We start from the raw sequence: 25258 nt of genomic DNA, 5'->3' as shown, positions 1-25258 counted from the left end.
TACGGCCGTGGCCGGAAACCAGGCGGACAGCGTCCGCGAACAGGCCGTGGAGAGCGCGCTCGGCAAGCTCGATCTCGACACCAAGGCGCGGCTGCTCGGCGGCCGGGACATGTGGTCGCTGACCGCGCTCCCCGAGATCGGTCTCGCCTCGCTCGTCATGTCCGACGGGCCCATAGGGGTGCGGGGCGTGCGCTGGACCGCCGACGACCCCTCGATCGCGCTCCCGTCCCCGACCGCGCTCGCCGCCACCTGGGACCCGGAGCTCGCCCGCCGGGCCGGCCGCCTCCTCGCCCAGGAGGCCCGGCGCAAGGGCGTCCACGTCCTCCTCGCGCCGACCGTGAACCTCCACCGCTCCCCGCTCGGCGGCCGCCACTTCGAGGCGTACAGCGAGGACCCCCTGCTCACCGGCGAGATCGGCACCGGCTACGTGCTGGGCGTCCAGGACGGCGGCGTCGGCACCACCGTCAAGCACTTCGTCGCCAACGACGCCGAGACCGACCGGTTCACCGTCGACAACGCCATCGACGCCCGGCCGCTGCGCGAGCTCTACCTCGCCCCCTTCGAGGCGATCGTCAAGAACGCCCGGCCCTGGGGCGTCATGACCGCCTACAACCAGGTCAACGGCGTCACCATGACCGAGCACCGCCACCTCGTCGAGGAGGTCCTGCGCGGCGAGTGGGGCTTCGACGGCGTCAACGTCTCCGACTGGATGGCCGCCCGCTCCACCACCGGCTGCATCGAGGGCGGCCTCGACCTCGCCATGCCCGGCCCCGTGACCGTCTACGGCGAGGCGCTCACCGCCGCCGTCCGCGCCGGACAGGTCGACGAGTCCGCCGTCGACGCCGCCGTACGCAACGTGCTGCGCCTGGCCGCCCGGGTCGGCGCCCTGGACGGCGCCCCGCCCGCCGTCACCGACCTCCCGGCCCCCGTCGACGGCGTGGCGCTGGCCCGCGAGATCGCCCACCGCGGCTTCGTCCTCGTACGCAACGAAGTACGCGACGAACGCGCGGCGCTGCCCCTGAAGCCCGGCAGCGTGGCCCTGATCGGCGCGGCCGCCCGCGACGCCCGCGTCCTCGGCGGCGGCTCCGCGCAGGTCTTCCCCGACCACGTCGTCCCGCCGCTCGACGGGCTCACCGCCGCCCTGCCCGAAGGAAGCCTCAGCTATACCGTCGGCGCCGACCCGAGCGACGAACTCGCCCCCGCCGACCAGGGCTTCACCCTCAAGGCCGTCTGCCGCGGCTTCGACGGCGAGATCCTCGGCGAGGGCAGCCTGCCCAGTGGCCAGGTCCAGTGGATCGGCGACGACCTGCCCGCCGGAGTCACCCACGACACCCTGGCCTCCATCGAGATCACCGGCACCTTCACCCCGTGCGAGAGCGGCGAGCAGGCCTTCGGCACTCGGGGCCTCGGCGCGTTCACCCTCACCGTCGACGGCCGCACGCTCTACGAAGGCGTGCAGGTGATGGGCGACGAGACCGACCCGTTCGAGGCCTTCTTCGGCGCGCCGATCGAGCGCGGCCGGGTCGCTCTCACCGCCGGTCAGACCGTGGAGGTGTCCCTGACCCATCCGCTCGACCGGGAGTTCGTGGCCCCGCTGCCGGCCGTGATGTTCTCCCTCGTCCACCTCGGCCCGCGCCGTGACCCCGACGAACTGATCGCCGAAGCCGTCGCGGCCGCCCGCGCCGCCGACACCGCCGTCGTCGTGGTCGCCACCACCGAACGGGTCGAGTCCGAGGGCTTCGACCGGCGCGACCTCGCCCTGCCCGGCCGCCAGGACGACCTCGTCGCCGCCGTGGCCGCGGCCAACCCCAACACTGTCGTGGTCGTCAACGCCGGCTCACCGGTCGAGATGCCCTGGCGCGACGACGTCGCCGCGATCCTGCTCAGCTGGTTCCCCGGCCAGGAGGGCGGCGCCGCCCTCGCCGACGTCCTCACCGGCGCCGAGGAGCCCGGCGGCCGGCTGCCCACCACCTGGCCGGTGCGCCTCGCCGACGCCCCCGTCACCGAGGTCACCCCCACCGACGGCACCCTCGCCTACACCGAGGGCGTGTTCATCGGCCACCGCGCCTGGGACCGGGCCGAGGCGGCCCCCGCGTACGCCTTCGGCCACGGCCTCGGATACACCACCTGGTCGTACGACGCGCTGGCGGTCACCCCGGACTCCGCCAAGGTCACGCTCACCAACACCGGCACCCGCCCGGGCCGCGAGACCGTGCAGATCTACCTCGCCCCCACCCACGACACCGCAGGACGCCCGGCCCGCCTCCTGGCCGGCTTCGCCCAGGCCGAGGCCGCCGCGGGCGACAGCGTCGAAGTGGAGATCCCGCTCGCGCGCCGCGCCTTCGAGATCTGGGACGAGCAGGCCGGCGCCTGGACCTTCGTCCCCGGAACGTACGAGGTCAGGGCCGCGCACTCACTCGCCGACGAGCGACTGACAGCGACGCTGGCGGTCTAGCCAGCGGCCCCACCGGCGGCTCCGGAGCGGCCCCTGACAGCCGCTCCGGGGCTTCAGCGCGTACCGAACGCGTACGTCGTCTCCGACGCGTACACCTCACCGGGGCGTAGCACCGTCGAGGGGAACTCCGGCCGGTTCGGCGAGTCCGGGAAGTGCTGGGTCTCCAGCGCGACACCGGTCAGCCCCGGGTCCGCGTAGACCTGGAGCCCCGGCTCGGTGGTCGTCACCGTCAGGGTCCGGCCGGTGGCGGGCGCGTACAGCTCGGCCGCCGTACTGCCCGTGTCCAGGACGAAGTTGTGGTCGAGCGGGCCGTCGAGGGGGCGTCCGGCGCGGAAGTCGAGCCGGCCCGCCACCCGCGCGACCTCGCCGGTCGGCACCCCCGTGCCGTCCGTGGGCGTCCAGCGGGAGGCCGCCACCCGCAGCTCGTGCGGCCCGCCCAGGTCCCAGTACGTGTGGTTGGTCAGCGCCACCACCGTCGGCGCGTCGGTCACCGCCTCGTAGGCGATCCGCAGCGCCCCGGCCGCGTCCAGCGTGTACGTCACGGAGACCTCGAGGCGGCCGGGGAAGCCCTCCTCGCCGTCCGGGCTCACCCGGAAGAGCCGGACGCCGTGCTCGACCGGCTCCGCCTCCCACACCCGCTTGTCGAAGCCGCGCGGGCCGCCGTGCAGGCTGTTCGGCCCGCCGTTGCGGGCGAGCCGGTAGCTGCGGCCGTCCAGGGTGAACGAGCCGCCCCCGATCCGGTTGGCGTACCGGCCCACCAGGGCCCCGAAGTACGGGTCGGGGTTCTTCAGATACCCCGTCAGCTCCTGGAAGCCGAGCGCCACATGGGAGGCCTCGCCGTCCCGGTCCGGGATCCGGACGGACTGCACGACACCGCCGTACGTCAGCACCCGTACGCGGGTGCCGCCCCGCTCGACCGTCCAGCGGTGCACGGCCGTGCCGTCGTCCAGCGTCCCGAAGAATTCCATGATCACCGACTCTACGTCAGGCGCGCGGCGCGGCGGGCGGCTCGGCGGACGTCACCTGACGGTAGGCGATCTCGGCCAGCCGTCGCTGCCCGTCCTTGCTCGGATGGAAGAAGTCCAGCGGGCTCAACTGCCTCGTGCCGAAAGAGAAACCGAAGACCGCGCCGCCGTCGTAGCGGCAGCGGGTGTCCCGCGCGCAGACCTCCTTCAGCGCCTCGTTGTACGCCACCACCCGCTCGCGCACCAGGGACCGCCGGTGCTCGGCGGTGGGGCCCAGATCGTCGGCGTCCGCGAGCATCGAGGCGCAGATCCCCAGCTTCCAGATCTCCTTGCCCAGCGGGTTGTCCTTCCCCGCCGACCACAGCCGCTTCAGGTCCGGCACGCTCGCCACGTACACCTGCGCCTTCGGCGCCCCCTCGCGCAGTGTGTCCATGGCCGCCTGGAAGTCGGCCTTGAACCGCGCGACCGGCGTCATCAGTTCGGTGCTGTCCCGGCAGGCGTCGTTGGCGCCCACCATCACCGTCACCAACTCCGGCTTCTCGGCCGCCGCCTGCTCCATCTGCGCGGGCAGCTCCGCCATCCGGGCGCCGGTACGGGCCAGGTTCCAGCTGCGCTCGGCGGCCCCCGGCGCGCCGAGCAGCCGCAGCGCGAGGCTGTTCACCCCCGCGTCCGTCCCGGTCGCCCAGGAGACCTCCGGGCAGTCGGCGAGCAGCGTGCAGGCGTCGAAACCGCGGGTGATGGAGTCCCCGACGGCCGCGATCGAGGCAGGTGAGGGGTCCCAGACCGGGGCGGGCCGCGGCGAGGCCGGGCGCGGCTCCGTCCTGCTGGCCGCGTCGGCGCCGTCGGCGCTGCAGCCGGACAGCGCGGTCAGACAGAGCAGCACGCCCGCGGCGAGCGCGGCGGCGGCCCGCGGCCGCCGTCGGTCCGGTCGGCTCTCTCGCATCCCCTGGCCCCTCCCTCAGGTCTGTCCGGGCGTCCTGGCGAGTGAAAGCTTCGTGTCCCTGGGCCCCCGGAGCGGCCGTACGTCACCCCAAGGGCGGTGCGGCACGGTAGCTTTTCCCCCGTCGAACCAGAGGCGCCTTTGCCAACCGGCTCCGGTAAATTACATCACGTCACATGCTGTCCCTTTTTCGAGGGTTTGTGGAGTTTTGCTCCCGATGCTGTTTACTGAGGCCGCTGGGAAAGGCGAACCTCGTCCCACACTGGAGGTCCCGGTGACGACACGTGGAGTCCTGTACGTACACTCCGCACCGCGCGCGCTGTGCCCACATGTCGAATGGGCGGTGGCGGGCGTCCTCGGTGCGCGGGTCCAGCTCGACTGGATCCGCCAACCGGCCGCCCCGGGCACCTGGAGAGCCGAGTTCTCCTGGAAGGGCGAGTCGGGCACCGCCTCCAAACTGGCCTCGGCGCTGCGCGGCTGGCAGATGCTCCGCTTCGAGGTCACCGCCGAGCCGTGCCAGGCCGCGGAGGGCGAGCGCTACAGCGCCACCCCCGACCTGGGCATCTTTCACGCGGTCACCGGCATCCACGGCGACATCCTCGTCCCCGAGGACCGGCTGCGCGCCGCGCTGGCCCGCTCGGCGCAGGGCGAGACGAACCTGGAGGCGGAGATCGCCAAGCTCCTGGGCAAGCCCTGGGACGACGAACTGGAGCCCTTCCGCTACGCCGGCGAGGGCGCCCCGGTGCGCTGGCTCCACCAGGTGGTCTGAGACGGGCGAAGCCAAAGCGGCCCGCACCGGTTTCCCGGTGCGGGCCGCTTTGCCGTGTCTTCGGATCAGACCGTACGGAAGGCGAGGACCACGTTGTGGCCGCCGAAGCCGAACGAGTTGTTGATCGCGGCGATCGTGCCCTGGGGCAGTTCACGCGGCTCGTCGCGGACGATGTCCGCGTCGACCGTCTCGTCGAGCTCGTCGATGTTGATGGTCGGCGGGGCGAGGCGGTGGTGCAGCGCCAGGACCGTCGCCACGGTCTCGATACCGCCCGCGCCGCCCAGCAGGTGACCGGTCATCGACTTGGTCGCCGAGATCGCCACATGGTCGAGGTCGTCGCCGAGCACCTTGCGCAGCGCCTTGACCTCGGCGACGTCACCCTGCGGGGTGGACGTGGCATGGGCGTTGAGGTGGACGACCTCGGCCGGCTTCAGGTCGGTGGTGTCCAGCAGGTTCTGCATGGCGGCGGCGATACCGCGGCCCGTGGGCTCCGGCTGCGCGATGTGATGGCTGTCGGCCGACAGGCCCTGGCCCAGCACCTCGCAGTAGACCCGGGCGCCGCGCCGGGCGGCGTGCTCGGCCGACTCCAGGACGACGACACCGGCGCCCTCACCGAGGACGAAGCCGTCACGGCCCGTGTCGTACGGACGGGAGGCCTTGGTGGGCTCGTCGTTGCTCTTGGACATCGCCATCATGTTGGCGAACGCCGCGATGGGCAGCGGGTGGATGGCCGCCTCGGTACCGCCGGCGACGACCACGTCGGCCCGGCCGGTACGGATCATCTCGACGGCGTAGCCGATCGCCTCGGCACCCGACGCGCACGCGGAGACCGGGGTGTGCACGCCCGCGCGGGCGTTCACCTCAAGGCCGACGTTGGCGGAGGGGCCGTTGGGCATCAGCATCGGCACGGTGTGCGGGGAGACGCGGCGTACGCCCTTCTCCTTGAGCACGTCGTACTGGTCGAGCAGGGTGGTGACACCGCCGATGCCGGAGGCGATGACGGAGCCGAGCCGCTCGGGCACGACCTTCTCGTCCGCACCGGCCGGGGCGGTGAAGCCCGCGTCGGCCCACGCCTCGCGGGCCGCGATCAGCGCGAACTGCGCCGAACGGTCCAGCTTGCGGGCGAGCGGGCGGGGAAGCACGTCCTCGGGGTCGACCGCGGCGAGCGCGGCGATGCGGACGGGCAGTTCGGCGAAGCGTTCGCCTTCGAGGGGGCGGACGCCGGAGCGCCCCGCCAGCAGACCTTCCCAGGTCGAAGCGGTGTCGCCACCCAGCGGTGTGGTTGCGCCGATACCGGTGACGACCACGGTGCGATTGGTCGAGCTCACAGGAATTTTCTCCACGTGTGTGATGGTCGAATGCCGGCGCCACCGCTGGGTGGCGGACCGCATCAGCCCTGGTGCTTCAGGATGTAGTCGGCAGCGTCGCCGACGGTCTTGAGGTTCTTGACGTCCTCGTCGGGGATCTTGACGTCGAAGCGCTCTTCGGCGGCGACAACGACCTCGACCATGGACAGCGAGTCGACGTCCAGGTCGTCGGTGAAGGACTTGTCGATCTCGACGTCCTCGACCGGGATACCGGCGATCTCGTTCACGATCTCCGCGAGACCGGCGACGATCTCTTCCTGAGTGGCGGCCATGTTGGCGCTCCTTCGATGTGTATCAGAGGGTGTAACGGCGTTTCCGTCCGGAAGATCCGTACGGTGCCTAGGGGAGGGTAACGACCGTCGCGGCGTATACGAGACCCGCCCCGAAGCCGATGACGAGTGCGGTGTCGCCACTCTTCGCCTGGCCGGTCGCCAGAAGCCGCTCCATCGCGAGCGGAATCGAGGCGGCCGACGTGTTGCCGGTGGTCTCCACGTCACGGGCGACCGTGACGTGCTCCGGCAGTTTCAGAGTCTTCACCATCGAGTCGATGATCCGCATGTTTGCCTGGTGCGGGATGAAGACGTCCAGGTCGTCCGCGGTGATACCGGCGGCGTCCAGGGCCTGCTGGGCGACCTTCGCCATCTCGAAGACGGCCCAGCGGAAGACCGCCTGACCCTCCTGCGTGATGGCCGGGAACTTCTCGACCTGGCCGCCGTCACGGTAGTCCGTCCACGGCACGGTCTGCTTGATGGTCTCGGACTTGTCGCCCTCCGAACCCCACACCGTGGGGCCGATCTTCGGCTCCTTCGCGGGGCCGACGACGACCGCGCCCGCGCCGTCGCCGAACAGGAAGGCCGTCGCACGGTCCTCCAGGTCGGTCAGGTCGCTGAGCCGCTCCACGCCGATGACGAGGACGTACTCCGCCGAGCCTTCGACAACCATGCCCTTGGCGAGGGTCAGGCCGTAGCCGAAGCCGGCGCAGCCGGCCGAGATGTCGAACGCGGCCGGCTTGTTGGCGCCGATCTTGTCCGCGATCTCGGTGGCGACGGCCGGGGTCTGCTTGAAGTGCGAGACGGTGGAGACGATCACACCGCCGATCTGGTCCGGGGTGATCCCGGCGTCCGCGATGGCCTTGCCCGCCGCCTCGATGGACATCGCGGCCACGGTCTCCTCGTCGGAGGCCCAGTGGCGGGTGGCGATGCCGGAGCGGGAGCGGATCCACTCGTCGGAGGAGTCGATCGTCTCGAGGATCACCTCGTTCGGCACGACCCGGGTCGGGCGGTAGCCGCCGACACCCATGATCCGTGCGTACGGGGCGCCCTGGCTGGGCTTGATCTTCGACATGCTGACGGCTCCTTGTCAGGCCTGGGTGGCGTGCTCGGTGAGCAGCGTGCGGGCCGCCTCGAGGTCGTCGGGGGTCCTCAGCGCGAGGGTGGCGACACCCGGCAGGGCGCGCTTGGCGAGACCGGTGAGGGTGCCGCCCGGGCACACCTCGACGAGGGCGGTCACACCGAGCTGCTGGAAGGTCTCCATGCACAGGTCCCAGCGGACCGGGTTGGCGACCTGGCCGACCAGGCGGGCGACGACCTCGGCGCCCGTCGCGACGGTCTGCCCGTCCTTGTTGGAGACGTACGGCACGGCCGGATCGGCGACGGAGAGGCCCTTGGCGGCCTCCTCCAGCGTGGCGACCGCGGGGGCCATGTGGTGCGTGTGGAAGGCGCCGGCGACCTTGAGCGCCACGACCCGGCGGACGCCCTCGGGCTTGTCCGCCTCCAGCGCGGCGAGCTGCTCCATGGTGCCGGCGGCGACGATCTGGCCGGCGCCGTTGACGTTGGCCGGGGTCAGCCCCAGCTTCTCCAGGTGCGGCACGGTCACCTCGGGCTCGCCGCCGAGCAGCGCCGACATGCCGGTCGCGGTGACGGCGGCGGCCTCGGCCATCGCCAGTCCGCGGGTCCGTACGAACCGCAGCGCGGCGGTCTCGTCGAGGACACCGGCGAACGCTGCCGCGGTGATCTCTCCGACGCTGTGACCGGCGACCGCGCCGGGGCGAATGTCACCGAGTGCCGAGGCGGACAGCAGTCCGGCCGCGACGAGCAGCGGCTGCGCGACGGCGGTGTCGCGGATCTCGTCCGCGTTGGCCTTCGTGCCGTAGTGGGCGAGGTCGAGCCCGATGGCCTCGGACCACGCGGCGACGCGGTCGGCGGCACCGGGGAGGTCGAGCCAGGGGGTCAGGAAGCCGGGCGTCTGAGCGCCTTGGCCGGGAGCGACGAGTACGAGCACCCTCACACTCTCTCTTGTGGACGGGCCCGGACGCCCGTGGGGACAGGGACGAAGAACCGTCAGGGGAATTGTTGGTGTCCGACAAAAGTCTAGGACTGGAGATCAGGGTCGGCCAAGCGCCCCAGGATCAGCGCGATTCGGAGCGTGAACGCCGAACGGACATCGGAGGGTGACCAGCCGGTGACATCGGTCACACGTCGGAGCCGGTAGCGCACGGTGTTGGGGTGCACGAACAGCATCCGCGCGGCCCCTTCGAGGCTGCTCGCCTGCTCCAGATAGACACTCAGTGTTTCGAGAAGTGCCGACCCCGCTTCCTCCAGTGGTCTGTAGATCTCCTCCACCAGCTGCTCACGCGCCGCCGGGTCCGAAGCGATCGCACGCTCCGGGAGCAGATCGTCCGCGAGGACGGGACGCGGCGCATCCTGCCACGCCGAACATGCCTTGAGACCGGCCGCGGCGGCCTGCGCGGACCGGGTCGCGGCGAGCAGGTCGGGGACGACGGGGCCGGCCACCACGGGCCCGGCCGCGTACGGTCCGATCAGGGATTTCGCCACATGCAGCGGGTTGTCGCTGCCGCCCGCGATGACGACCAGACGGTCGCCGAGCACACCGGTGAGGACCTGGAGCTTGGCGTGCCGGGCGGCCCGCCGGATGGCCTCCACGGTCAGCTCGCTGTCCCCGTCGGGGGCGGTGCCGAGCACCACGCAGACGTGCTCTGGCGAGTTCCAGCCCAGGGCGGCGGCGCGGGAGACGGCGCCCTCGTCGGCCTCGCCGGAGAGGACCGCGTTGACCACGAGCGATTCGAGCCGCGCGTCCCAGGCGCCGCGGGCCTCGGCGGCCTGGGCGTACACCTGGGCGGTGGCGAAGGCGATCTCCCGGGCGTAGACGAGCAGCGCCTCCCGCAGCACCGATTCGTCACCGGGTGCCGCGACCTCCTCGATCGCCGACTCCATGACCTCGATGGTGGTGCGGACCATCTCGACGGTCTGACGCAGCGTGATCGCCCGGGTCAGCTCGCGCGGGGCCGTGCCGAAGACGTCGGTGGAGATCGCCTGCGGGGTCTCCGGGTGCCGGAACCATTCGGTGAACGCGGCGATACCGGCCTGGGCGACCAGGCCGATCCACGACCGGTTCTCTGGCGGCATCGCCCGGTACCACGGCAGCGTCTCGTCCATGCGCGCGATGGCGTTCGCGGCGAGCCGCCCGGAGGACTGCTCCAGGCGCTTGAGGGTGGCGGAGTGCGGGTGGGGGGCGTTCGCGGGTTCAGGCACGGGGACAAGACTGCCTTATCGGGACGGTGCCCCGCCCCGCCGGGGCCCGCTGCGGCGCCGTCCGCCTACCCTGGACGCCGTGACAGACGTACGGCGCTCCGGTGACCGCTACGCCGGAGGGGATCCGGCCGCCGGGATCGAGACCCGGCACGCCTTCTCCTTCGGCTCCTTCTACGACCCCGACAACCTCGGCTTCGGCGCGCTCCTCGCCTGCAACGAGGAGCGGCTCGCGCCCGGCGCCGGGTTCGAGGAGCATCCGCACAGCCACACCGAGATCGTCACCTGGGTCGTCGAGGGCGAGCTGACCCACCGTGACTCGGCCGGCCACGCCACCGTCGTACGCACCGGGGACCTCCAGCACCTGTCCTCGGCGTCCGGGGTGCGGCACGTGGAGCGCAACGACGGCGACGTACCGCTGGTCTTCGTCCAGATGTGGCTGGAGCCGCTGACCCCCGGCGGAGAGCCGGTGTACGAGGTGGTCCGCGGGATCGCCGACGCGACGCCGTACGCCCTGACGGCGGCCGGGGCGATGCTGCACGTACGGCGGCTCGACCCGGGCGGGCGCACCGCCGTCCCCGACGCGCCGTACGTGTACGCGCATGTCGTACGGGGCAGGGTCCGCCTCGGCGACGAGGAGCTGGGGCCCGGCGACGCGGCGCGGATCACCGACGCCGCCGGTCTGGAGCTGAGCGCCCTGGAGGCGCCCGCCGAGGTGCTGCTGTGGGAGATGCGCGGCTGAGGGGACGTCAGCCGCGGGTGGTGAGCGCGCTCTTGGCCCGCCACCGCTCCCAGGTCACGTTCCACGCGCCGTAGCCGTTGCCCTCGGCGACCGTGCCCTTGGTGTCCTCGCCGGTGATCTCGAACGGGTCGCCGACGCGCACCTGCCCGTAGAAGTACGCCGCGTCGGCGTCGCTCATGCCGATGCAGCCGGAGGACTTGTTGGCCCGGCCCATCCACCGCGCGTTCCACGGCGCCGCGTGCGCGTACATCCCCGACCAGGTCAGCCGCATCGAGTGGTCGACCATCTTGTCGTAGGCGTCGCCCAGGCCCACCGTCTCGGAGTTCATGTTGATGGTGCCCTCCTTCGCCATCAGCACGGCCGTGCCCTTCCAGGACCGCTTGTCGCCGCCCGGGGTGCCGCCGGAGACGGGGATCTCGCGCACCCGCTTGCCGTCGCGCTCCAGCGTGAGCTTCTTGGCGTCGAGGTCGACGCGGACGATCTGCCGGGCGCCCACGGTGAATCCGGTGCGGTAGTCGCGTACGAACCAGCCCCCGCCCGAGTCCGTGCCGTTCAGCTGGGCGTCGAGGGTGACCTTCGTCCCCGCCTTCCAGTACTCCTTGGGCCGCCAGTCCGCCCTGTCCTTGCCCGACCAGTCCTTCAGCCAGCCCCAGGACCCCTCGGTGCCGTTCGAGGTGGTCACCTTCAGCTGCTTCTCCACGTCCGCCTTGCGGGTCACCGGACGGTCGAAGACGATCGACAGCGGCTGGCCGACCCCGACGGTGGTGTTCTTGCCCGGCGCCAGGGTCAGCCGGTTCACCTGCTCGGCGTCGGCGGTGGAGAACGACGCCTGCGTGGCCTGCGTACGGCCGCTCTGCGTGCGGGTCGTCGCCCGCACCGTGTACGTGGTGCCGGGCGCGGCCCTGCGGTCCGAGGTCCAGGACGCCCCGTCGGCGGAGGGGCGGCCGGGGAGCGTCTTCCCCTCGGCGTCGGTGACGGTCACCACGCTCAGGGTGCCGCCCCGCGCGGTCACCACCACCGGCTTCCCGGCCGTCACGCCCTTCCCCGAAGGGGTCACCGTCACCGTCGCCGGGCGTTCGGCCTCCCCGCCCGCCTTGGCGTCGTCCGGCGGCGAGGCCTTGAGACCGCCGCCGGACGAGCAGGCCGAGAGCGCGACGCTCAGGACGACGGCGGCCAGGGCCGCCGGACGCGTGCGTATGGAACTCACAGATCCTCCGTGGAAGAGGGCGGACTGGGGTGGGATGTCCGGACTCTAAGCCGCCCGCACCGCCCCCGAAGCGGCTCCCGGCCCATGTGACGGCGGCTGCCGAGAAACGGTCATCGTCCGGTCACATACGCCGCGCGGAGCGGTCATGGACCGCTGTGAATCTCCTGTGTGCCCCCACCGGACGAGGGGGCGGAACACGGAGGCTCACGTTGTGTCAGCGCTGCTCGTGACGGCCGGCCACGGTCAGGAGACCCGGCTCGGCCCGCTCACCGCCGAGGCCTATTCCGCATTCGTCGCCACCCGCGCCGCCGCGCCCGGCGGCCCCAGCTTCCTGCAGTGCCCCTCCTGGGCCGAGGTCAAGGAAGGCTGGCGGCCGCACTTCATCGGCTGGGGGCGGGGCGACGGGGAACTGTCCGGGGCGGCCCTGGCCCTGCTGCGGCCCTTCCCCGGCACCCGTAAATTCTTCGCCTACCTCCCCGAAGGGCCCGTCGCCGACTGGTCCGACCCCGACATCGACAGCTGGCTCGCCCCGCTGCTGCGCCACCTGCGGGCCGCCGGCGCCTTCGCCGTACGCATCGGGCCCTCGCCCGCCTTCCGGCGCTGGAACGCCCCCCGCCTCAAGACCCTCACCGGCAACGGCCGGCGCATCTCCGACGTCCTCGCCTGCGAGGTCGACCCGCTCGGGACCGCCGTCGCCGAACGGCTGCGGGCCCGCGGCTGGCGCCGCTGCGGAGGCGACGACAGCGGCGGCGACGCGGACGCCCAGCCCCGGCTGGTCTTCCAGGTCCCGCTCGCCGGACGCACCACCGACGACCTGTGGGACGGCCTCAACCAGGAGTGGCGGCGCAACGTCCGTAAGGCCCGCAAGTCCGGCGTCGAGGTCGTCGTCGGCTCCGCCGCCGACCTGCCCGACTTCTACCGGCTGCTGCGCGTCACCGAGGAGCGCGACGGCTTCCGCCTCGGCCGCTCCCTCGCGTACTACGAGCGGCAGTACGCGGTCCTCAACGCCGAGGAACCGGGCCGGATGAAGCTCTACCTCGCCCGCCACGGCGGGGAGACCCTCGCCGCCCACACGATGATCACGGTCGGCCGGCGGGTCTGGTACCAGACCGGTGCCTCCGCCGACCACCGCCGAGAGGTCCGCCCCTCCAACGCCCTGCAGTGGCGGATGATGCTCGACGCCCACGCGCTCGGCGCCGACGTGTACGACATGCGCGGGGTACCCTCCACTCTTGATCCGGACGACCGTGGATTCGGGCTGATGCGGTGGAAGCTCGGCACCGGCGGACAGGTCGTCGAGACACTGGGGGAGTGGGAGACACCCATGGCCGGCACGACCAACCACACGCTGTACCGCGCCTTTCAGGCGTACATGGCCCGCCGATGAGCGGCGGCACTACCACCGCCGAGGCCGCATCCGCACCCGGGAAGGACACCACCCGCCAGGGCTCCGTGCTGCGCAGCGGCGCCCTGATGGCCGCCGGATCGCTGGTGTCCCGGGCCACCGGCTTCGTCCGCTCCGCGGTCGTCGCCGCGGCGCTCGGCATCGGCCTCACCGCCGACGGCTACGCGGTCGGCAACTCCGTTCCCACCATCATCTACACCCTGCTCATCGGCGGCGCCCTCAACGCCGTGTTCGTGCCCGAACTCGTCAAGGCCGCCAAGGAACACGCCGACGGCGGCCGCGCCTACACCGACCGGCTGCTGACCGCCTGCGTCCTCGCGCTGCTCACGCTCACCGCGGGCGCGGTGCTCGCCGCCCCCGCCCTCGTCGACGCGTACACCGACTACACCGGCGCGCAGGAGTCCATGACGGTCGCCTTCGCCCGCTACTGCCTGCCGCAGATCTTCTTCCTCGGCCTGTTCACCCTGCTCGGGCAGGCCCTTAACGCCCGCGGCCGGTTCGGCGCCATGATGTGGACCCCGGTCCTCAACAACGTCGTCGTCATCGCCGTGTTCGGGCTCTATCTGGCCACGAGCACCGGCGGCGCCCTCACCCCCGCCGAGACCGCCCTCCTCGGCTGGGGCACCACCGCCGGCATCGCCGTCCAGGCCCTCGCCCTGCTGCCCGCCCTGCGCGCCGCCCGCTTCCGCTACCGGCCCCGCTTCGACTGGCGCGGCAGCGGACTGGCCCACCCGCTGCGCTCGGCGGGCTGGCTCGTCCTGCTCGTACTCAGCAACCAGGCCGCGTACTGGGTCGTCACCAAACTCGCCACCGCCGCCGGGCAGACCGCCGCCACACAGGGCGTCGACGGCGGCGCCGGATTCAGCGCCTACAACAACGCCTACACCCTGTGGGCCGTCCCGCACGGCATCATCACGGTCTCCCTCGTCACCGCCCTCATGCCCCGGATGAGCGGCTCCGCCGCCGACGGCGACACGGCCGCCGTCCGCCACGACGTCTCCTACGCCCTGCGCTCCGCCAGTGCCGCCGTCGTCCCCGCCGCCTGCGCCCTGTTCGCCCTCGCCGCACCGGTGATGGCGCTGGTCTTCCAGTACGGCAAGACCGACGCCGACGACATCGCCGCGATGGCCGCCATCCTCATGGCCTTCGCGCCCGGCCTGATCGCCCTGTCCGGGCAGTACGTCCTCTCCCGCACCTTCTACGCGCTGCGCGACACCCGCACCCCGTTCCTGCTCAACCTCGTGATCGTCACCCTCAACGCCGGCCTGGCCACCGCCGCGTACACCCTGCTGCCGGCCCGCTGGGCCGTCACCGGCATGGCCGCCGCCTACTCGCTCGCGCTGTGGGCGGGCTGGGCGGTGACCGCGCTCGTCCTCACCCGCAGGCTCGGCAAGGCCGGAAGCAGCGGCGGCAGCCTCGGCGCCCTCGCCCGGCTCCTGGCCGCCGCCGTCCCCGCCACCGCGCTCGGGTACGCGGCCGTCGGCTGGACCCAGCCGGCCGGGCCGCTCGCCGCCGCGGCCGCGGGCTCCGCGGCCATCCTCCTGGTCTTCGCAGCCCTGGCCCGGCCACTGCGCCTCACCGAGCTCGACGCCCTGCTCGGCGGGGCCGTACGCCGCCTGCGCCGGACACGCTGACGACCCGCCACCGACCCTTGGGAACTCCACAGATGCCACGCGTGCTCCTCATCGAAGACGACCCCTCCGTACGGGAAGGCGTCGAGCTCGGGCTGCGGCGCCGGGGGCACGAGGTACGGACCGCCGCCACCGGCGAGGCGGGCCTCGCCGCGCTCGGGGAGTTCCGGCCCGATCTGCTGCTGCTCGACCTCATGCTCCCCGGCATGAACGGCGTGCAGGTGTGCCGCCGGGTCCGTGAGGACAGCCAGCTGCCGATCATCATGCTCACCGCGCGCGGCGACGACTTCGACGTCGTCGTCGGCCTGGAGGCGGGCGCCGACGACTACATCGTCAAACCCGCCCGTACCGAAGTCATCGAGGCCCGCATCCGGGCCGTCCTGCGCCGCCTTGAGGCGCCCGGCAGCGGCCGCCCCGCCGTCGAGTTCCACGGCGAACTCGCCATCGACCGCACCGGCCTGACCGTCGCCAAGTCCGGCGAACGGATCGCGCTCGCCCCCTCCGAACTCAAACTGCTGCTGCACCTGTCCGCCGCGCCCGAACAGGTCTTCAGCCGCCAGCAGCTCCTGGAGCACGTGTGGGAGCACAGCTACCACGGCGACGCGCGGCTCGTCGACGCCTGTGTACGGCGCCTGCGCCACAAGATCGAGGACGTGCCGGGCAGCCCCCGCTACATACAGACCCTGCGCGGCTTCGGCTACCGCTTCGGACCGCTGTGACCACTCCTGGCGCCGAGACCACGCCCGCGCCGGGGCGTGGTCGGCGGCGGGGCACCACGGCCGGAGGCGTCGAGCTCAGGCTGCGGCGCCGGCGTCTGACCCGGTACGGACTGCGCACCCGCCTCGTCGTCGCCTTCCTGCTCGTCGCCGCCGTCAGCTGCGGCACCACCGCGGCCCTCACCTACCGTGCCGCCCGCAACGCCATCCTCGAACAGACCCAGGACACCGCGGTCTCCCACTTCCGGGACCAGATACGCGGCATCGGCTTCAGCCTGCCCGTGGACCGCGAGAACCTCCAGCAGACCGTGCTGACGATCGCCCGTCAGGCCAAGCCCCACCCCTGGGTCGTCTTCGCCGAATACGGCAGCATGCGGATCTCCTCCGGCACGCGCCCCACCTCCACCGTCATCACCCCCGAACTGCGCCGCACCGCCCTGGCCCGCCCGCACGGCAGCTTCCAACGGGTCGTCTCCAACGGCACCGCGTACCTCACCATCGCCATCCCCACCATCTTCAAGGTGGACGACACGAACGCCGGGTCCACCCACCCCACCGGCCTCGTCCTCTACGCGGTGATGCGCCTCGACGAGGCGGAGGCGGGCGTCCGCGCCATGGTCCTCGCCGCCCGCGACGGCGCCCTGCCCGCCCTCGCCGTCGCCCTCGTCCCCGCACTGCTCGCCGCCCGCAGCGTGCTGCGGCCCGTCCGCGACGTCCAGCGCGCCGCGCACCACATGGGACAGGGCCACCTCGACACCCGTATCCAGGTCAAGGGCGGCGACGAACTCGCCGACCTCGCCCGGACCTTCAACGAATCGGCCGCCCAGCTCCAACGCTCCGTCGAGGAGCTCCAGAACGCCGAGGCCCGCGCCCGCCGCTTCGCCTCCGACGTCTCCCACGAACTGCGCACCCCGCTCGCCGGCATGCTCGCCGTCACCGAGGTCCTCGACGAGGACGCGGGCGGACTCGACCCCGACACGGCCGCCGCCGTCCGCCTCATCAGCACCGAGACCGGCAAACTCGCCGTCCTCGTCGAGGACCTGATGGAGATCTCCCGCTTCGACGCCCGCGCCGCCGAACTCAACACCGACGAGATCGACGTCGCCGAGACCATCCGCAGGACCCTCATCGCCCGGCACTGGACCGACCCGGAGCGGATCGTCACCGACCTCCCCGACGGCATCCGCGCCCGCCTCGACCCGCGCCGCTTCGACGTGGTCGTCGCCAACCTCGTCGGCAACGCCCTGCGCCACGGCCGCCCCCCGGTCACCGTCCGGCTGACCAGCGCGGACGGTGTCATCGTCGTGGAGGTGACCGACCGCGGCCCCGGCATCGACCCCGAGGTCCTGCCCCACGTCTTCGACCGCTTCTTCAAGGCCGACCCAGCCCGCCGCCGCTCCGCCGGCAGCGGACTCGGGCTCGCCATCACCCTGGAGAACGTACGGCTGCACGGCGGCACGGTCCGGGCCGCGAACGGCCCCGCCGGCGGCGCCGTCTTCGTCGTGGAGATACCGCTCAGGACGGGGGAGGGGGAGAGCACACATGAGACGGCGTGAGCACACCAGGAGACGGCGTCACACCGCGCGGGCCGGTGTCCTGCTGCTCGCCGCCACCCTCACCGCCTGCGGCATCCGGGGCAGCGATGTGATCGAGGCGGGCGGCGCGGCGGCCATCGAGGTCTCTCCGCAGCACCGGCAGCGGGTCCTGCTCTTCTTCGTCGGCCAGGACGGCACGGTGCTTCCCGTGGCCCGCTCCCGGGAGAACCTCTTCGGCGACCCGCTCGGCCGGCCCGAACACGACACGCCCCCGCCCGCCGACTGGCCCCGCGAGGACCCGGCGCACGGCTGGGCCACCGCCGACCCCTGGACCGGCCAGGACCTGCCCCGGCTCGGCACCGACAAGACCCTCGCCCTCCTGATGCACGGCCCGCGCAAGGCCGAACGGGCCATGGGACTCGGCACCCGGCTGCCCACGCCGGACTCGCCGTCGTTCCAGGTCAGCCATCAGGAGGGGGCCACCGCCGACCCCGCGTCACCGCGACGGGTGTGGATCCGTACGTCCCTGACGGTCACCGAGCTCGACTGGGCCGCCGTCCAGCAGATCGTCTGCACGGCCGTGTACGCCGAGGACCCGGCGGGCGAGGTGGACATCGTCCTGCGCGGGCCGGACGGCGAACGCGACCCGGCGCGCTGCGAATAGCCGCTCCTGGCAGGCGGTCCCTGGCAGGCAGCCTGTGTCACGCGCCGCGCAGCTCGGCCAGGACCGCGTCGGTGAACGGCGGCCACGCCTCGACCGCCCACGGCCCGAACGCCCGGTCGCTCAGCGCGACACACGCCGCGCGCGCGTCCGGGTCGATCCACAGGAACGTACCGGACTGCCCGAAGTGCCCGAACGTGCGAGGGCTGGACGAAGCACCCGTCCAGTGCGGTGACTTGCCGTCCCGGATCTCGAACCCCAGACCCCAGTCGTTGGGCTTCTGGTGGCCGTAGCCGGGCAGGATCCCGGTCAGGCCCGGGTGGACGACCGTCATCGCCTCCAGGACCGTACGGGCGTCGAGCAGCCGCGGCGCCTGCACCTCTGCCGCGAACCGCACCAGGTCGTCGACCGTGGACACGCCGTCCTTGGCGGGCGAGCCCTCCAGCGTCGTGGACGCCATGCCCAGCGGCTCGAGCACCGCCTGGCGCAGATAGTCGGCGAACGGAATGTCCGTCGCCTTGGTGACATGGTCGGCCAGTGCGTCGAAACCGGCGTTGGAGTAGATCCGCCGGGTCCCGGGCGCGGCCATCACCTTCGGCTCGTCGAAGGCCAGACCGGAGGTGTGCGCGAGCAGATGACGGACCGTGGCGCCCTCGGGCCCGGCCGGCTCGTCGAGGTCGACCGCCCCCTCCTCGTACGCGACGAGAACCGCGTACGCGGCGAGCGGTTTGGTCACCGACGCCAGCGGGAAACGCCGGCCGGTGGGGCCGTGCGTCCCGGCGACGGTTCCGTCCGCGCGGACGACGGCGGCGGCCGCGGTGGGGACCGGCCAGTTCTCGATCAACGCCAGGCTCTGCATGCGCCCGAGCCTACTTGCTCCCCGTCCGGCCTTGCTTCGAGTGCACTCCAAGGTCCTAGCGTGGAGGCATGACGGTGATCGAGAGCAGCCCGCAGTCCCCGGCCACCACCGGCTGCGAAGGGCGGCCGCCGGGGCACCCCCGCCCCCACGGCCAGGACCGCTACACGATCAGCGAGGTCGCCGCCTGGACCGGTCTGTCCGCGCACACCCTGCGCTGGTACGAGCGGATCGGGCTGATGCCGCACATCGACCGCTCGCACACCGGCCAGCGCCGCTTCACCAACCGGGACCTCGACTGGCTCACCTTCGTCGGCAAGCTGCGGCTGACCGGGATGCCGGTCGCCTCGATGGTGCGGTACGCGGAGCTCGTGCGGCAGGGCGACCACACCGTCGACGAGCGGCGCGCGCTGCTGGAGGCCACCCGCCGGGACGTCCTGTCCCGGGTCGCGGAGCTCCAGGACGCGCTCGCCGTACTCGACTACAAGATCAACATGTACTCGGATGCGGAGACGGCTTGATGCGTACGGAGAAGATCGGCACGACCCGGCTCGGCACGGACGGGCCCGAGATCGGGGTCCAGGGCTTCGGCGCCATGGGCATCAGCGAGTTCTACGGAGAGACCGACGAGGCCGCCGCCCGCGACACCCTCGACGCCGCCCTGGAGGCCGGGGTCACCCTCGTCGACACGGCCGACATCTACGGGCGCGGCGCCAACGAGGAGTTCCTCGCGCCCTTCGTCGCCGCGCACCGCGACGAGATCACCCTGGCGACCAAGTTCGCCATGGAGCGCACCGACGACCCCCACTACCGGGGCATACGCAACGACCCCGCCTACATCAAGCAGGCCGTCGAGCGGAGCCTGCGCCGCCTCGGCGTCGAGACGATCGACCTCTACTACATGCACCGCCGCGACCCGGCCGTACCGTTCGCCGAGTCGATCGGCGCGATGGCCGAGCTCGTACGGGAGGGCAAGGTCAAGCACCTCGGTCTCAGCGAGGTCACCGGCGCCGAGCTGCGCGAGGCGCACGCCGTGCACCCGATCGCCGCGCTCCAGTCGGAGTGGTCGCTCTTCTCCCGTGACGTGGAGCGCAGCGCGGTCGGCGCCGCGGCCGAGCTCGGGGTGACCTTCGTGCCGTACTCGCCGCTCGGCCGGGGCTTCCTGACGGGCGCGTTCGCCGACGCGGCCAAGGACCTCCAGGAGAGCGACTTCCGTAAGTTCCAGCCCCGGTTCTCCGGCGAGAACGCCGAGCGCAACGCGGCCCTCCTGGCCCCGGTCCGGAAGATCGCGGAGGCCCACGGCGCGACGCCGGCCCAGATCGCCCTGGCGTGGGTCCAGCAGCGGGCCTCGGTCCACGGCCTGACGGTCGTCCCCATCCCGGGCACCCGCAAGCGCGCCCGACTCCTGGAGAATGCGGCCGCGACCCGGATCACCCTCACCGAGGCCGACCTCGCGCTCCTGGAGCCGATCGCCGGCCAGGTGGCGGGGGACAGGTACCCGGACATGTCGTTCACCTCCGTCAACCGCGAGTAGCTCTGTCGCTTCAGGCGAGGGCGAACACCGCGAAGCCGGCGGCGAGGACCCCCGCGGTCGCGCGCAGGGCTGTGCCGGTGTTCGCCCACGGGGACTCGAAACCGCGGGCGTACCGGCCGATGAGGACGAGCAGGCCGGCGAAGAGCGGCAGCCAGGCCACCCGGGCCAGGACCCAGCCCAGGGTGTCGGGGGCCGTCGTCAGGCCCGGGACCTCCCCGGCGAACGACGCCGGGATCGCGGCGGCCAGCATCGCCGTCTGGTGCCAGCACAGGATCGTCATCGCGGACAGGTTGATCACCACGACCGGTGCCCACAGGGCGGGCCTGCGCAGGGCCCTGGCGATTCGGTCCCGCAGCAGGATCGCGGCGCCGCTCTGCGCCGCGGCCAGCGCGAGGACCAGCAGCGAGGGCGGATGCGAGTTGGTCCGGGTCTCGCCGGGGACACCGACCATCGAGGCGGGGTAGCCGAAGACGGCCAGCAGGGCCGCGAAGAGCACGGCGCCGCCGACGAGCAGCGCCCAGGCGTGCCGCCGGCCGAGCCTGCCCAGGCCCCAGGCGACGCCCAGCTGGTAGGCGAACATCCAGCCCGGCAGGATGTTCACCACGCTCAGCCAGCCGGGCATCGCCTCGGCGTACGGCCCGTACCGCAGGAAGTCGACCACGGCGACCGTGCCGAGCAGCGGCGCCGCCGCCCAGGCGCCGAGCCGGTGCGCGGCCCGGACGCAGTACGGCGTGAGGGCCGTGACCACCGCGTACACGCCGACGAACCACAGCGGCTGCACGACCAGCGTCGACGCAGTCCGCAACGTGTCGGCCGGGACGCCGAGGCCGTGGTGCAGCAGCGGCAGCAGCACCGCCCAGACGGCGGTGACCCCGAGCACGGGCCGCCCGAGCCGGGCGAGTCGTTGGGTGAGCCAGTCACGGGTCGAGCCCGTGCGCCGGGTGTACGAAAGCACCGATGCGTACCCCCCGACCAGGAAGAAGATGCCCAGCATCTGGAGCACCCAGCTGACCGGGGCGAAGCCGCCGAAGGCGGAGAGCGGGCTGGCGTTGTGGATCGCCCCGTCGTCGGAGACCGTGAAGCCGCCGAGCAGCCAGTGACCGGTGGGGACCGCCAGCAGGGCGAGGGCGCGCAGCCCGTCGATCGCCCGGTCGCGGTGGCCCGGGGTGCGCCCCTCGATCCTCTCGATCAGTGCCTTCACTTTGCCTCTCCCGTGGCGATGGCGGCGAACGTACGCAGCGACTGGGTGCCGGACGCGAAGTAGCCGTTGTGGCCGACCGCGTCGGCGGCGGGGACGACGCGGGCACCGAAGGCCGGGGAGGCGGGGTCGGTGCCGTGCCCGAGCCCGGCGAACCGCACGTGCGGCACCTTCGATATCCAGTCGCTCGGGTCCTTGGCGGCCCACACCCGCGCGGAGGCGTGCAACTGCCGTACGTTGTCGGCGCGCATGCCCGGGGAGCCGAGGACCACCAGGTCCTTCGCCTTGAGCTGGGAGGCGGCGAGCCCGCACACCACGGAGCCGTAGCTGTGGCAGAACAGCGACGGCTCGGGGGAGCCGGTCGCGGCCAGCCCGTCCGTGAACCGTCTCAGCCGCTCGGCCCCGGCCTCGGCCAGGTCGCCGGTGGCGGCGTCGAGCCCGACGCCGACGGGGGTGGTGTAACCGGCCCAGGCGATCACCGCGGTCCGCCCGCCGGTGGCGCGCCGCAGTGACGTGGCCTGGTCGAGGAGGGGCGCGCTGTGCCCGGCGTCGATGTCGGAGCCGGGTACGACGACGGCGACGTTCCGCGCGGCGCCCAGGTCCCCGTACACGACGGCGACCTGGCCCCGGCCGCGCGGGTCGAAGGCGAGGACCCGCTGCCCGGCGTACTGCCCGAACCGGCCGTCGGCGGCGAGGGCGCGGGCGTTGGCGGCGTAGCGCAGGGCGACGGGGGCGCCGTCGAGGTTCCCCACGACCAGGGGGTACGCCTCGGCGAGCGCCCGCTGACGGTCCTGGCTGAGCCCGCCGAAGTACCGCGCGACGCCCTCGGCACTCATCCCCTCGGGATCCGGCAACCCGGCGTCCTGCCACGCCCCAACCCCCGGCGGCGCCCCGGTGACGGCCCGCTCCCCACCGGCGCCGACCCACCCGACGGTCCCCGCGACCCCCATACCCACCAGCGCGCCCACGGCCATGGTCCTCTTGAAGCGCCGCATCTCGCGCCCCCTCTTCCTTCTCCGCCTCGTCGTTGACGGGAGGAAGGTAGGAAGGGATTGGGTGACGCCACGTCACACCGGGGTGCCAAGTCGGACGTGCTACCGGAGTAGGGGAGGGGGGTGGGGCAAACCCCCGGGCGGGGGTGGTGCCGGCGGGGTGGATTTCCCCCACCCCGCCCCTTCCCGAAACCCTGCCGGGGGCGGGTGGGGTGTGTTGTTTGGGGCCGACGCCCCGGGCCCCGGGGGGCTTGCGGGGGCGGTGCCCCGTCCCGGGTTGGGGCGCGGCAGCTTCGCGCCGCATGGCAGGGGCCCTCGTTGGGTGCGGCGGCTTCGCGCCGCGCGGGTACGTGCCCGTTGTGGGCATACGTTCCGCTGGGGCGGAACGGGTGGGCACAACGCCCCGACGGGCGGTGCCCTTTTCGGTCCCGGCCCACCCCGACCGCCCGGCGCCCCGCACGACCCCGGCGGCCACGAACGCCACGCGCCCCGCACGACCCCGGCGGCCACGAACGCCACGCGCCCCGCACCGCCGCGGCACCCCGAACCGGCGGAGCGACCCGTCAGCGCCCCGGCGTCACCACCCCCGCCTCGTACGCGAAAATCACCGCCTGCGCCCTGTCCCGCAGGTCCAGCTTCGCCAGCACCCGCCCGATGTGCGTCTTCACCGTCTGTTCCGCCAGGACCAGCCGCTCCGCGATCTCCTGGTTCGACAGGCCCCGCGCGATGAGCTCCAGGACCTCCGTCTCACGCGGCGTCAGGCCGTTCAGCCGCAGCGCCAGCGCCCCCCGGTCCCCCCGCGGCGCCGACCGCTGCGCCGCGAAGTCGGCGATCAGGCGGCGCGTCACCGACGGCGCGAGGAGCGCCTCGCCCGCCGCCACCACTCGGACCGCCGAGATCAGGTCCGCCGGCGGCGCGTCCTTCAGCAGGAAGCCCGACGCGCCCGCCCGCAGCGCCTCGTACACGTAGTCGTCCACGTCGAACGTGGTCAGCATGAGCACCTTCGGCCGATGCACAACCCCCACCGGCGGCGACAGAATCTCCCGCGCCGCCGCGAGCCCGTCCATCTCCGGCATCCGTACGTCCATCAGCACCACGTCCGGATGCGTCGAACGCGCCACCTCCACGCCCTGCCGCCCGTCCGGCGCCTCGCCCACCACATCGATGTCGGCCTGCGCCGAGAGCAGCGCGGCGAACCCCGCCCGCACCATGGCCTGGTCGTCGACGATGATCACGCGGATGGTCACGAGCCGTCCTCCGTACGCAGCGGGAGCCGGGCCGCGACCCGGAAGCCGCCGTCCGGCAGCGGCCCGGTGTCCAGCGTGCCGCCGGTCAACCGTACGCGCTCCCGCATCCCGACCAGCCCGTGCCCGGTGCCCGACGTCTCCAGCGGCGAACCGGCCTCCTCCGGCGGGCCGTTGACCACCAGCACCGTCAGCCACTCGCCGTGCGCCGAGACCGACACCCGCGTCGGCGCGCCCGGCGCGTGGCGCACCACATTGGCGAGCGCCTCCTGCACGATCCGGTACGCGGACAGGTCCACGGCCTGCGGTACGTCCCCGAGCTCGGCCGGCATCGACAGCTGGGCCGGCACCCCCGCCCGTACCGTCGCCTCCACCAGCTGCTGCACCCGCGACAGGCCCGGCTGCGGGGCCCGTTCGCCCTCCGTGCCGTCGCTGCGGAGCACCGCGAGCAGCCGCCGCATCTCGGTGAGGGATTCCCGGGCGCTCGCCGCGATCGAGGAGAACTCCTCGCGGGCCGCCTCGGGCAGCTCCGGGATGCGGTACGGCGCCGAGTCCGCCTGGACGGTGATCACCGACATGTGGTGGGCGACCACGTCGTGCAGCTCGCGGGCGATCCGGGTGCGTTCCTCCAGCAGGGTGCGCCGGGAGCGTTCGGCCTCGCTGATGGTCGCCTGCTCGACGAGGCGGCGTTCGGCGTCGCCGCGCTCGCGCAGCGCGCCGGAGAGCAGCAGGACGACCCCGCCGAGGACGAACAGCAGCAGTCCGATGCCGTCGCTGCGCTCGGCGGAGACCAGCTCGAAGACGAGCCCGGCCGTGCCGGTCACCAGCCAGACGCCCACCAGCGTGCGGCGGGGCTCGCGCAGCCCGAGCGGGATCAGCAGGGCGAGATAGCCGACGACGATCATCGGGGTCCACGGCCAGGAGCGCCCGGCGCCCCCGTCCGCGCCGAGGAGCACCACCGCGCCGAGGACGTCGGCGGCGAACACGATCCACCAGGCCTGCAGGGGCCGCGAGACGGCAAGCAGCAGCGGCGCGGCCTGCGCGGTGGCGAGGGCGCCGGCGAGGGCGCCGTTGACCTGGTAGTCGTTGACCAGCACGGTGACGGTGACCGGCAGCAGCGAGCTGACGAGAGCCAGCGCGACGACGTAGGGCAGCAGCCGCAGCCACCGCGACGAGGCGTGCGCGAGCAGCGGTGTGTCGGGCCGGGTGGGGGTCGCGAGCGCGGTGGCGGCTCCGGCGACCGAGCGGATCATGCGGACCGGGGCGGCCGGGGTGTGGGTACTCATGGCCCGTTCAGCCTAGGCAGCCGGCGCCCCGGGAGGCGTCATACCGGGGTGCGGGGTGCGGGGTCGTACCACGGTATGACCCCGGCCGCCGCACCGACGCGCGGCGCCCGTGCGACGCGGACCGCGCGCGGCCGAACCGCCACATCCGCGGCCGCACCGGCACCGGCCCTGTCCTCGACGGCGTCGGACTCGCCGTCCTCATCAACG

23 protein-coding genes are annotated in these 25258 nt (G+C 73.1%); 10 read left to right on the top strand and 13 right to left on the bottom strand.

The features are described 5' to 3' along the window. The first annotated feature begins 7 nt into the window (after positions 1 to 7). Entirely contained in the window at positions 8 to 2455 is a 2448-nt protein-coding gene (locus ACZ7LT_RS03225) for a glycoside hydrolase family 3 protein (protein ID WP_471233464.1), read from the top strand. A gap of 53 nt (positions 2456 to 2508) precedes the next feature. Here ACZ7LT_RS03225 and ACZ7LT_RS03220 read toward each other — a convergent pair whose 3' ends face one another. Both ACZ7LT_RS03220 and ACZ7LT_RS03215 read right to left on the bottom strand, forming a co-directional pair. Then, positions 2509 to 3426 carry an aldose epimerase family protein gene (locus ACZ7LT_RS03220; RefSeq protein WP_471234775.1) on the bottom strand — a complete coding sequence of 306 codons (918 nt, stop codon included), beginning with the start codon at positions 3424 to 3426 and terminating at the stop codon, positions 2509 to 2511. Between the two features lie 13 nt (positions 3427 to 3439). Further along, complete coding sequence (locus ACZ7LT_RS03215) at positions 3440 to 4363, bottom strand: SGNH/GDSL hydrolase family protein (RefSeq protein WP_471233460.1); 924 nt, start codon at positions 4361 to 4363, stop codon at positions 3440 to 3442. A 271-nt stretch (positions 4364 to 4634) separates the two neighbouring features. Between ACZ7LT_RS03215 and ACZ7LT_RS03210 the strand changes: the two genes are divergently transcribed. Then, positions 4635 to 5129, top strand: coding sequence for a DUF3145 domain-containing protein (locus ACZ7LT_RS03210; RefSeq protein WP_471233458.1), 495 nt, complete (start codon positions 4635 to 4637; stop codon positions 5127 to 5129). Between the two features lie 65 nt (positions 5130 to 5194). On the opposite strand, the gene fabF is transcribed toward ACZ7LT_RS03210, so the two are convergent. The 5 genes from fabF to fasR all read right to left on the bottom strand — a co-directional run bounded on the left by fabF (position 5195) and on the right by fasR (position 10047). Beyond that, complete coding sequence (gene fabF, locus ACZ7LT_RS03205) at positions 5195 to 6457, bottom strand: beta-ketoacyl-ACP synthase II (RefSeq protein WP_471233457.1); 1263 nt, start codon at positions 6455 to 6457, stop codon at positions 5195 to 5197. 62 nt (positions 6458 to 6519) lie between these two features. Further along, the gene (locus ACZ7LT_RS03200; RefSeq protein ID WP_471233455.1) at positions 6520 to 6768 is read right to left on the bottom strand and encodes an acyl carrier protein; all 249 of its coding nucleotides are present in this window, start codon (positions 6766 to 6768) and stop codon (positions 6520 to 6522) included. A gap of 67 nt (positions 6769 to 6835) precedes the next feature. Further along, on the bottom strand, positions 6836 to 7840 hold the full coding sequence (locus ACZ7LT_RS03195) for a beta-ketoacyl-ACP synthase 3 (protein ID WP_471233454.1): 1005 nt from the start codon (positions 7838 to 7840) through the stop codon (positions 6836 to 6838). Positions 7841 to 7855: 15 nt separating this feature from the next. Further along, on the bottom strand, positions 7856 to 8776 hold the full coding sequence (locus ACZ7LT_RS03190) for an ACP S-malonyltransferase (RefSeq protein WP_471233452.1): 921 nt from the start codon (positions 8774 to 8776) through the stop codon (positions 7856 to 7858). 89 nt (positions 8777 to 8865) lie between these two features. Then, complete coding sequence (gene fasR / locus ACZ7LT_RS03185) at positions 8866 to 10047, bottom strand: fatty acid biosynthesis transcriptional regulator FasR (RefSeq protein WP_471233450.1); 1182 nt, start codon at positions 10045 to 10047, stop codon at positions 8866 to 8868. 79 nt (positions 10048 to 10126) lie between these two features. On the opposite strand from fasR, the gene ACZ7LT_RS03180 reads away from it, so the two are divergent. Next, positions 10127 to 10786 carry a pirin family protein gene (locus tag ACZ7LT_RS03180; protein WP_471233448.1) on the top strand — a complete coding sequence of 220 codons (660 nt, stop codon included), beginning with the start codon at positions 10127 to 10129 and terminating at the stop codon, positions 10784 to 10786. 7 nt (positions 10787 to 10793) lie between these two features. On the opposite strand, the gene ACZ7LT_RS03175 is transcribed toward ACZ7LT_RS03180, so the two are convergent. Then, complete coding sequence (locus ACZ7LT_RS03175) at positions 10794 to 11993, bottom strand: L,D-transpeptidase (RefSeq protein ID WP_471233446.1); 1200 nt, start codon at positions 11991 to 11993, stop codon at positions 10794 to 10796. A 211-nt stretch (positions 11994 to 12204) separates the two neighbouring features. On the opposite strand from ACZ7LT_RS03175, the gene ACZ7LT_RS03170 reads away from it, so the two are divergent. The 5 genes from ACZ7LT_RS03170 to ACZ7LT_RS03150 are packed head-to-tail and all read left to right on the top strand — an operon-like array spanning position 12205 to position 17944. Then, the gene (locus tag ACZ7LT_RS03170) at positions 12205 to 13380 is read left to right on the top strand and encodes a lipid II:glycine glycyltransferase FemX (RefSeq protein WP_471233444.1); all 1176 of its coding nucleotides are present in this window, start codon (positions 12205 to 12207) and stop codon (positions 13378 to 13380) included. After that, positions 13377 to 15032, top strand: a complete 1656-nt coding sequence (murJ, locus tag ACZ7LT_RS03165) for a murein biosynthesis integral membrane protein MurJ (RefSeq protein WP_471233442.1) — start codon at positions 13377 to 13379, stop codon at positions 15030 to 15032. Before ACZ7LT_RS03170 ends, murJ begins: the two co-directional genes overlap by 4 nt. A gap of 32 nt (positions 15033 to 15064) precedes the next feature. Then, a complete protein-coding gene (locus tag ACZ7LT_RS03160; RefSeq protein WP_019886032.1) occupies positions 15065 to 15748 on the top strand; it encodes a response regulator transcription factor in 684 nt (227 codons plus the stop codon). Continuing rightward, on the top strand, positions 15745 to 17301 hold the full coding sequence (locus tag ACZ7LT_RS03155; RefSeq protein ID WP_471233438.1) for an ATP-binding protein: 1557 nt from the start codon (positions 15745 to 15747) through the stop codon (positions 17299 to 17301). The genes ACZ7LT_RS03160 and ACZ7LT_RS03155 overlap by 4 nt, the downstream gene beginning before the upstream one ends. Then, complete coding sequence (locus ACZ7LT_RS03150; RefSeq protein ID WP_471233434.1) at positions 17288 to 17944, top strand: hypothetical protein; 657 nt, start codon at positions 17288 to 17290, stop codon at positions 17942 to 17944. The genes ACZ7LT_RS03155 and ACZ7LT_RS03150 overlap by 14 nt, the downstream gene beginning before the upstream one ends. Positions 17945 to 17981: 37 nt before the next feature. On the opposite strand, the gene ACZ7LT_RS03145 is transcribed toward ACZ7LT_RS03150, so the two are convergent. Continuing rightward, a complete protein-coding gene (locus ACZ7LT_RS03145) occupies positions 17982 to 18800 on the bottom strand; it encodes a serine hydrolase domain-containing protein (RefSeq protein ID WP_471233431.1) in 819 nt (272 codons plus the stop codon). Positions 18801 to 18868: 68 nt separating this feature from the next. On the opposite strand from ACZ7LT_RS03145, the gene ACZ7LT_RS03140 reads away from it, so the two are divergent. Continuing rightward, positions 18869 to 19318 (top strand): MerR family transcriptional regulator, encoded by a 450-nt coding sequence (locus tag ACZ7LT_RS03140; protein ID WP_471233429.1) that lies wholly within the window; start codon positions 18869 to 18871, stop codon positions 19316 to 19318. Then, positions 19318 to 20331 carry an aldo/keto reductase gene (locus ACZ7LT_RS03135; protein WP_471233427.1) on the top strand — a complete coding sequence of 338 codons (1014 nt, stop codon included), beginning with the start codon at positions 19318 to 19320 and terminating at the stop codon, positions 20329 to 20331. Before ACZ7LT_RS03140 ends, ACZ7LT_RS03135 begins: the two co-directional genes overlap by 1 nt. 10 nt (positions 20332 to 20341) lie before the next feature. Here the strand turns inward: ACZ7LT_RS03135 and ACZ7LT_RS03130 are convergent, their stop codons facing one another. The 4 genes from ACZ7LT_RS03130 to ACZ7LT_RS03115 form a co-directional block, all read right to left on the bottom strand. After that, positions 20342 to 21532 (bottom strand): acyltransferase family protein, encoded by a 1191-nt coding sequence (locus tag ACZ7LT_RS03130; protein WP_471233423.1) that lies wholly within the window; start codon positions 21530 to 21532, stop codon positions 20342 to 20344. Continuing rightward, positions 21529 to 22524 carry an alpha/beta hydrolase gene (locus ACZ7LT_RS03125; RefSeq protein WP_471233422.1) on the bottom strand — a complete coding sequence of 332 codons (996 nt, stop codon included), beginning with the start codon at positions 22522 to 22524 and terminating at the stop codon, positions 21529 to 21531. Before ACZ7LT_RS03125 ends, ACZ7LT_RS03130 begins: the two co-directional genes overlap by 4 nt. Before the next feature lie 560 nt (positions 22525 to 23084). Then, the gene (locus tag ACZ7LT_RS03120) at positions 23085 to 23768 is read right to left on the bottom strand and encodes a response regulator (RefSeq protein ID WP_471233419.1); all 684 of its coding nucleotides are present in this window, start codon (positions 23766 to 23768) and stop codon (positions 23085 to 23087) included. After that, a complete protein-coding gene (locus tag ACZ7LT_RS03115; RefSeq protein WP_471234774.1) occupies positions 23765 to 25018 on the bottom strand; it encodes a sensor histidine kinase in 1254 nt (417 codons plus the stop codon). Before ACZ7LT_RS03115 ends, ACZ7LT_RS03120 begins: the two co-directional genes overlap by 4 nt. Positions 25019 to 25258: the final 240 nt, after the last annotated feature.

The sequence above is a fragment of the Streptomyces sp. NPDC039465 genome, from assembly GCF_055639315.1.
Note: the sequence above shows the minus strand (reverse complement) of the source record. Positions and strands in the feature narration are given on the sequence as shown.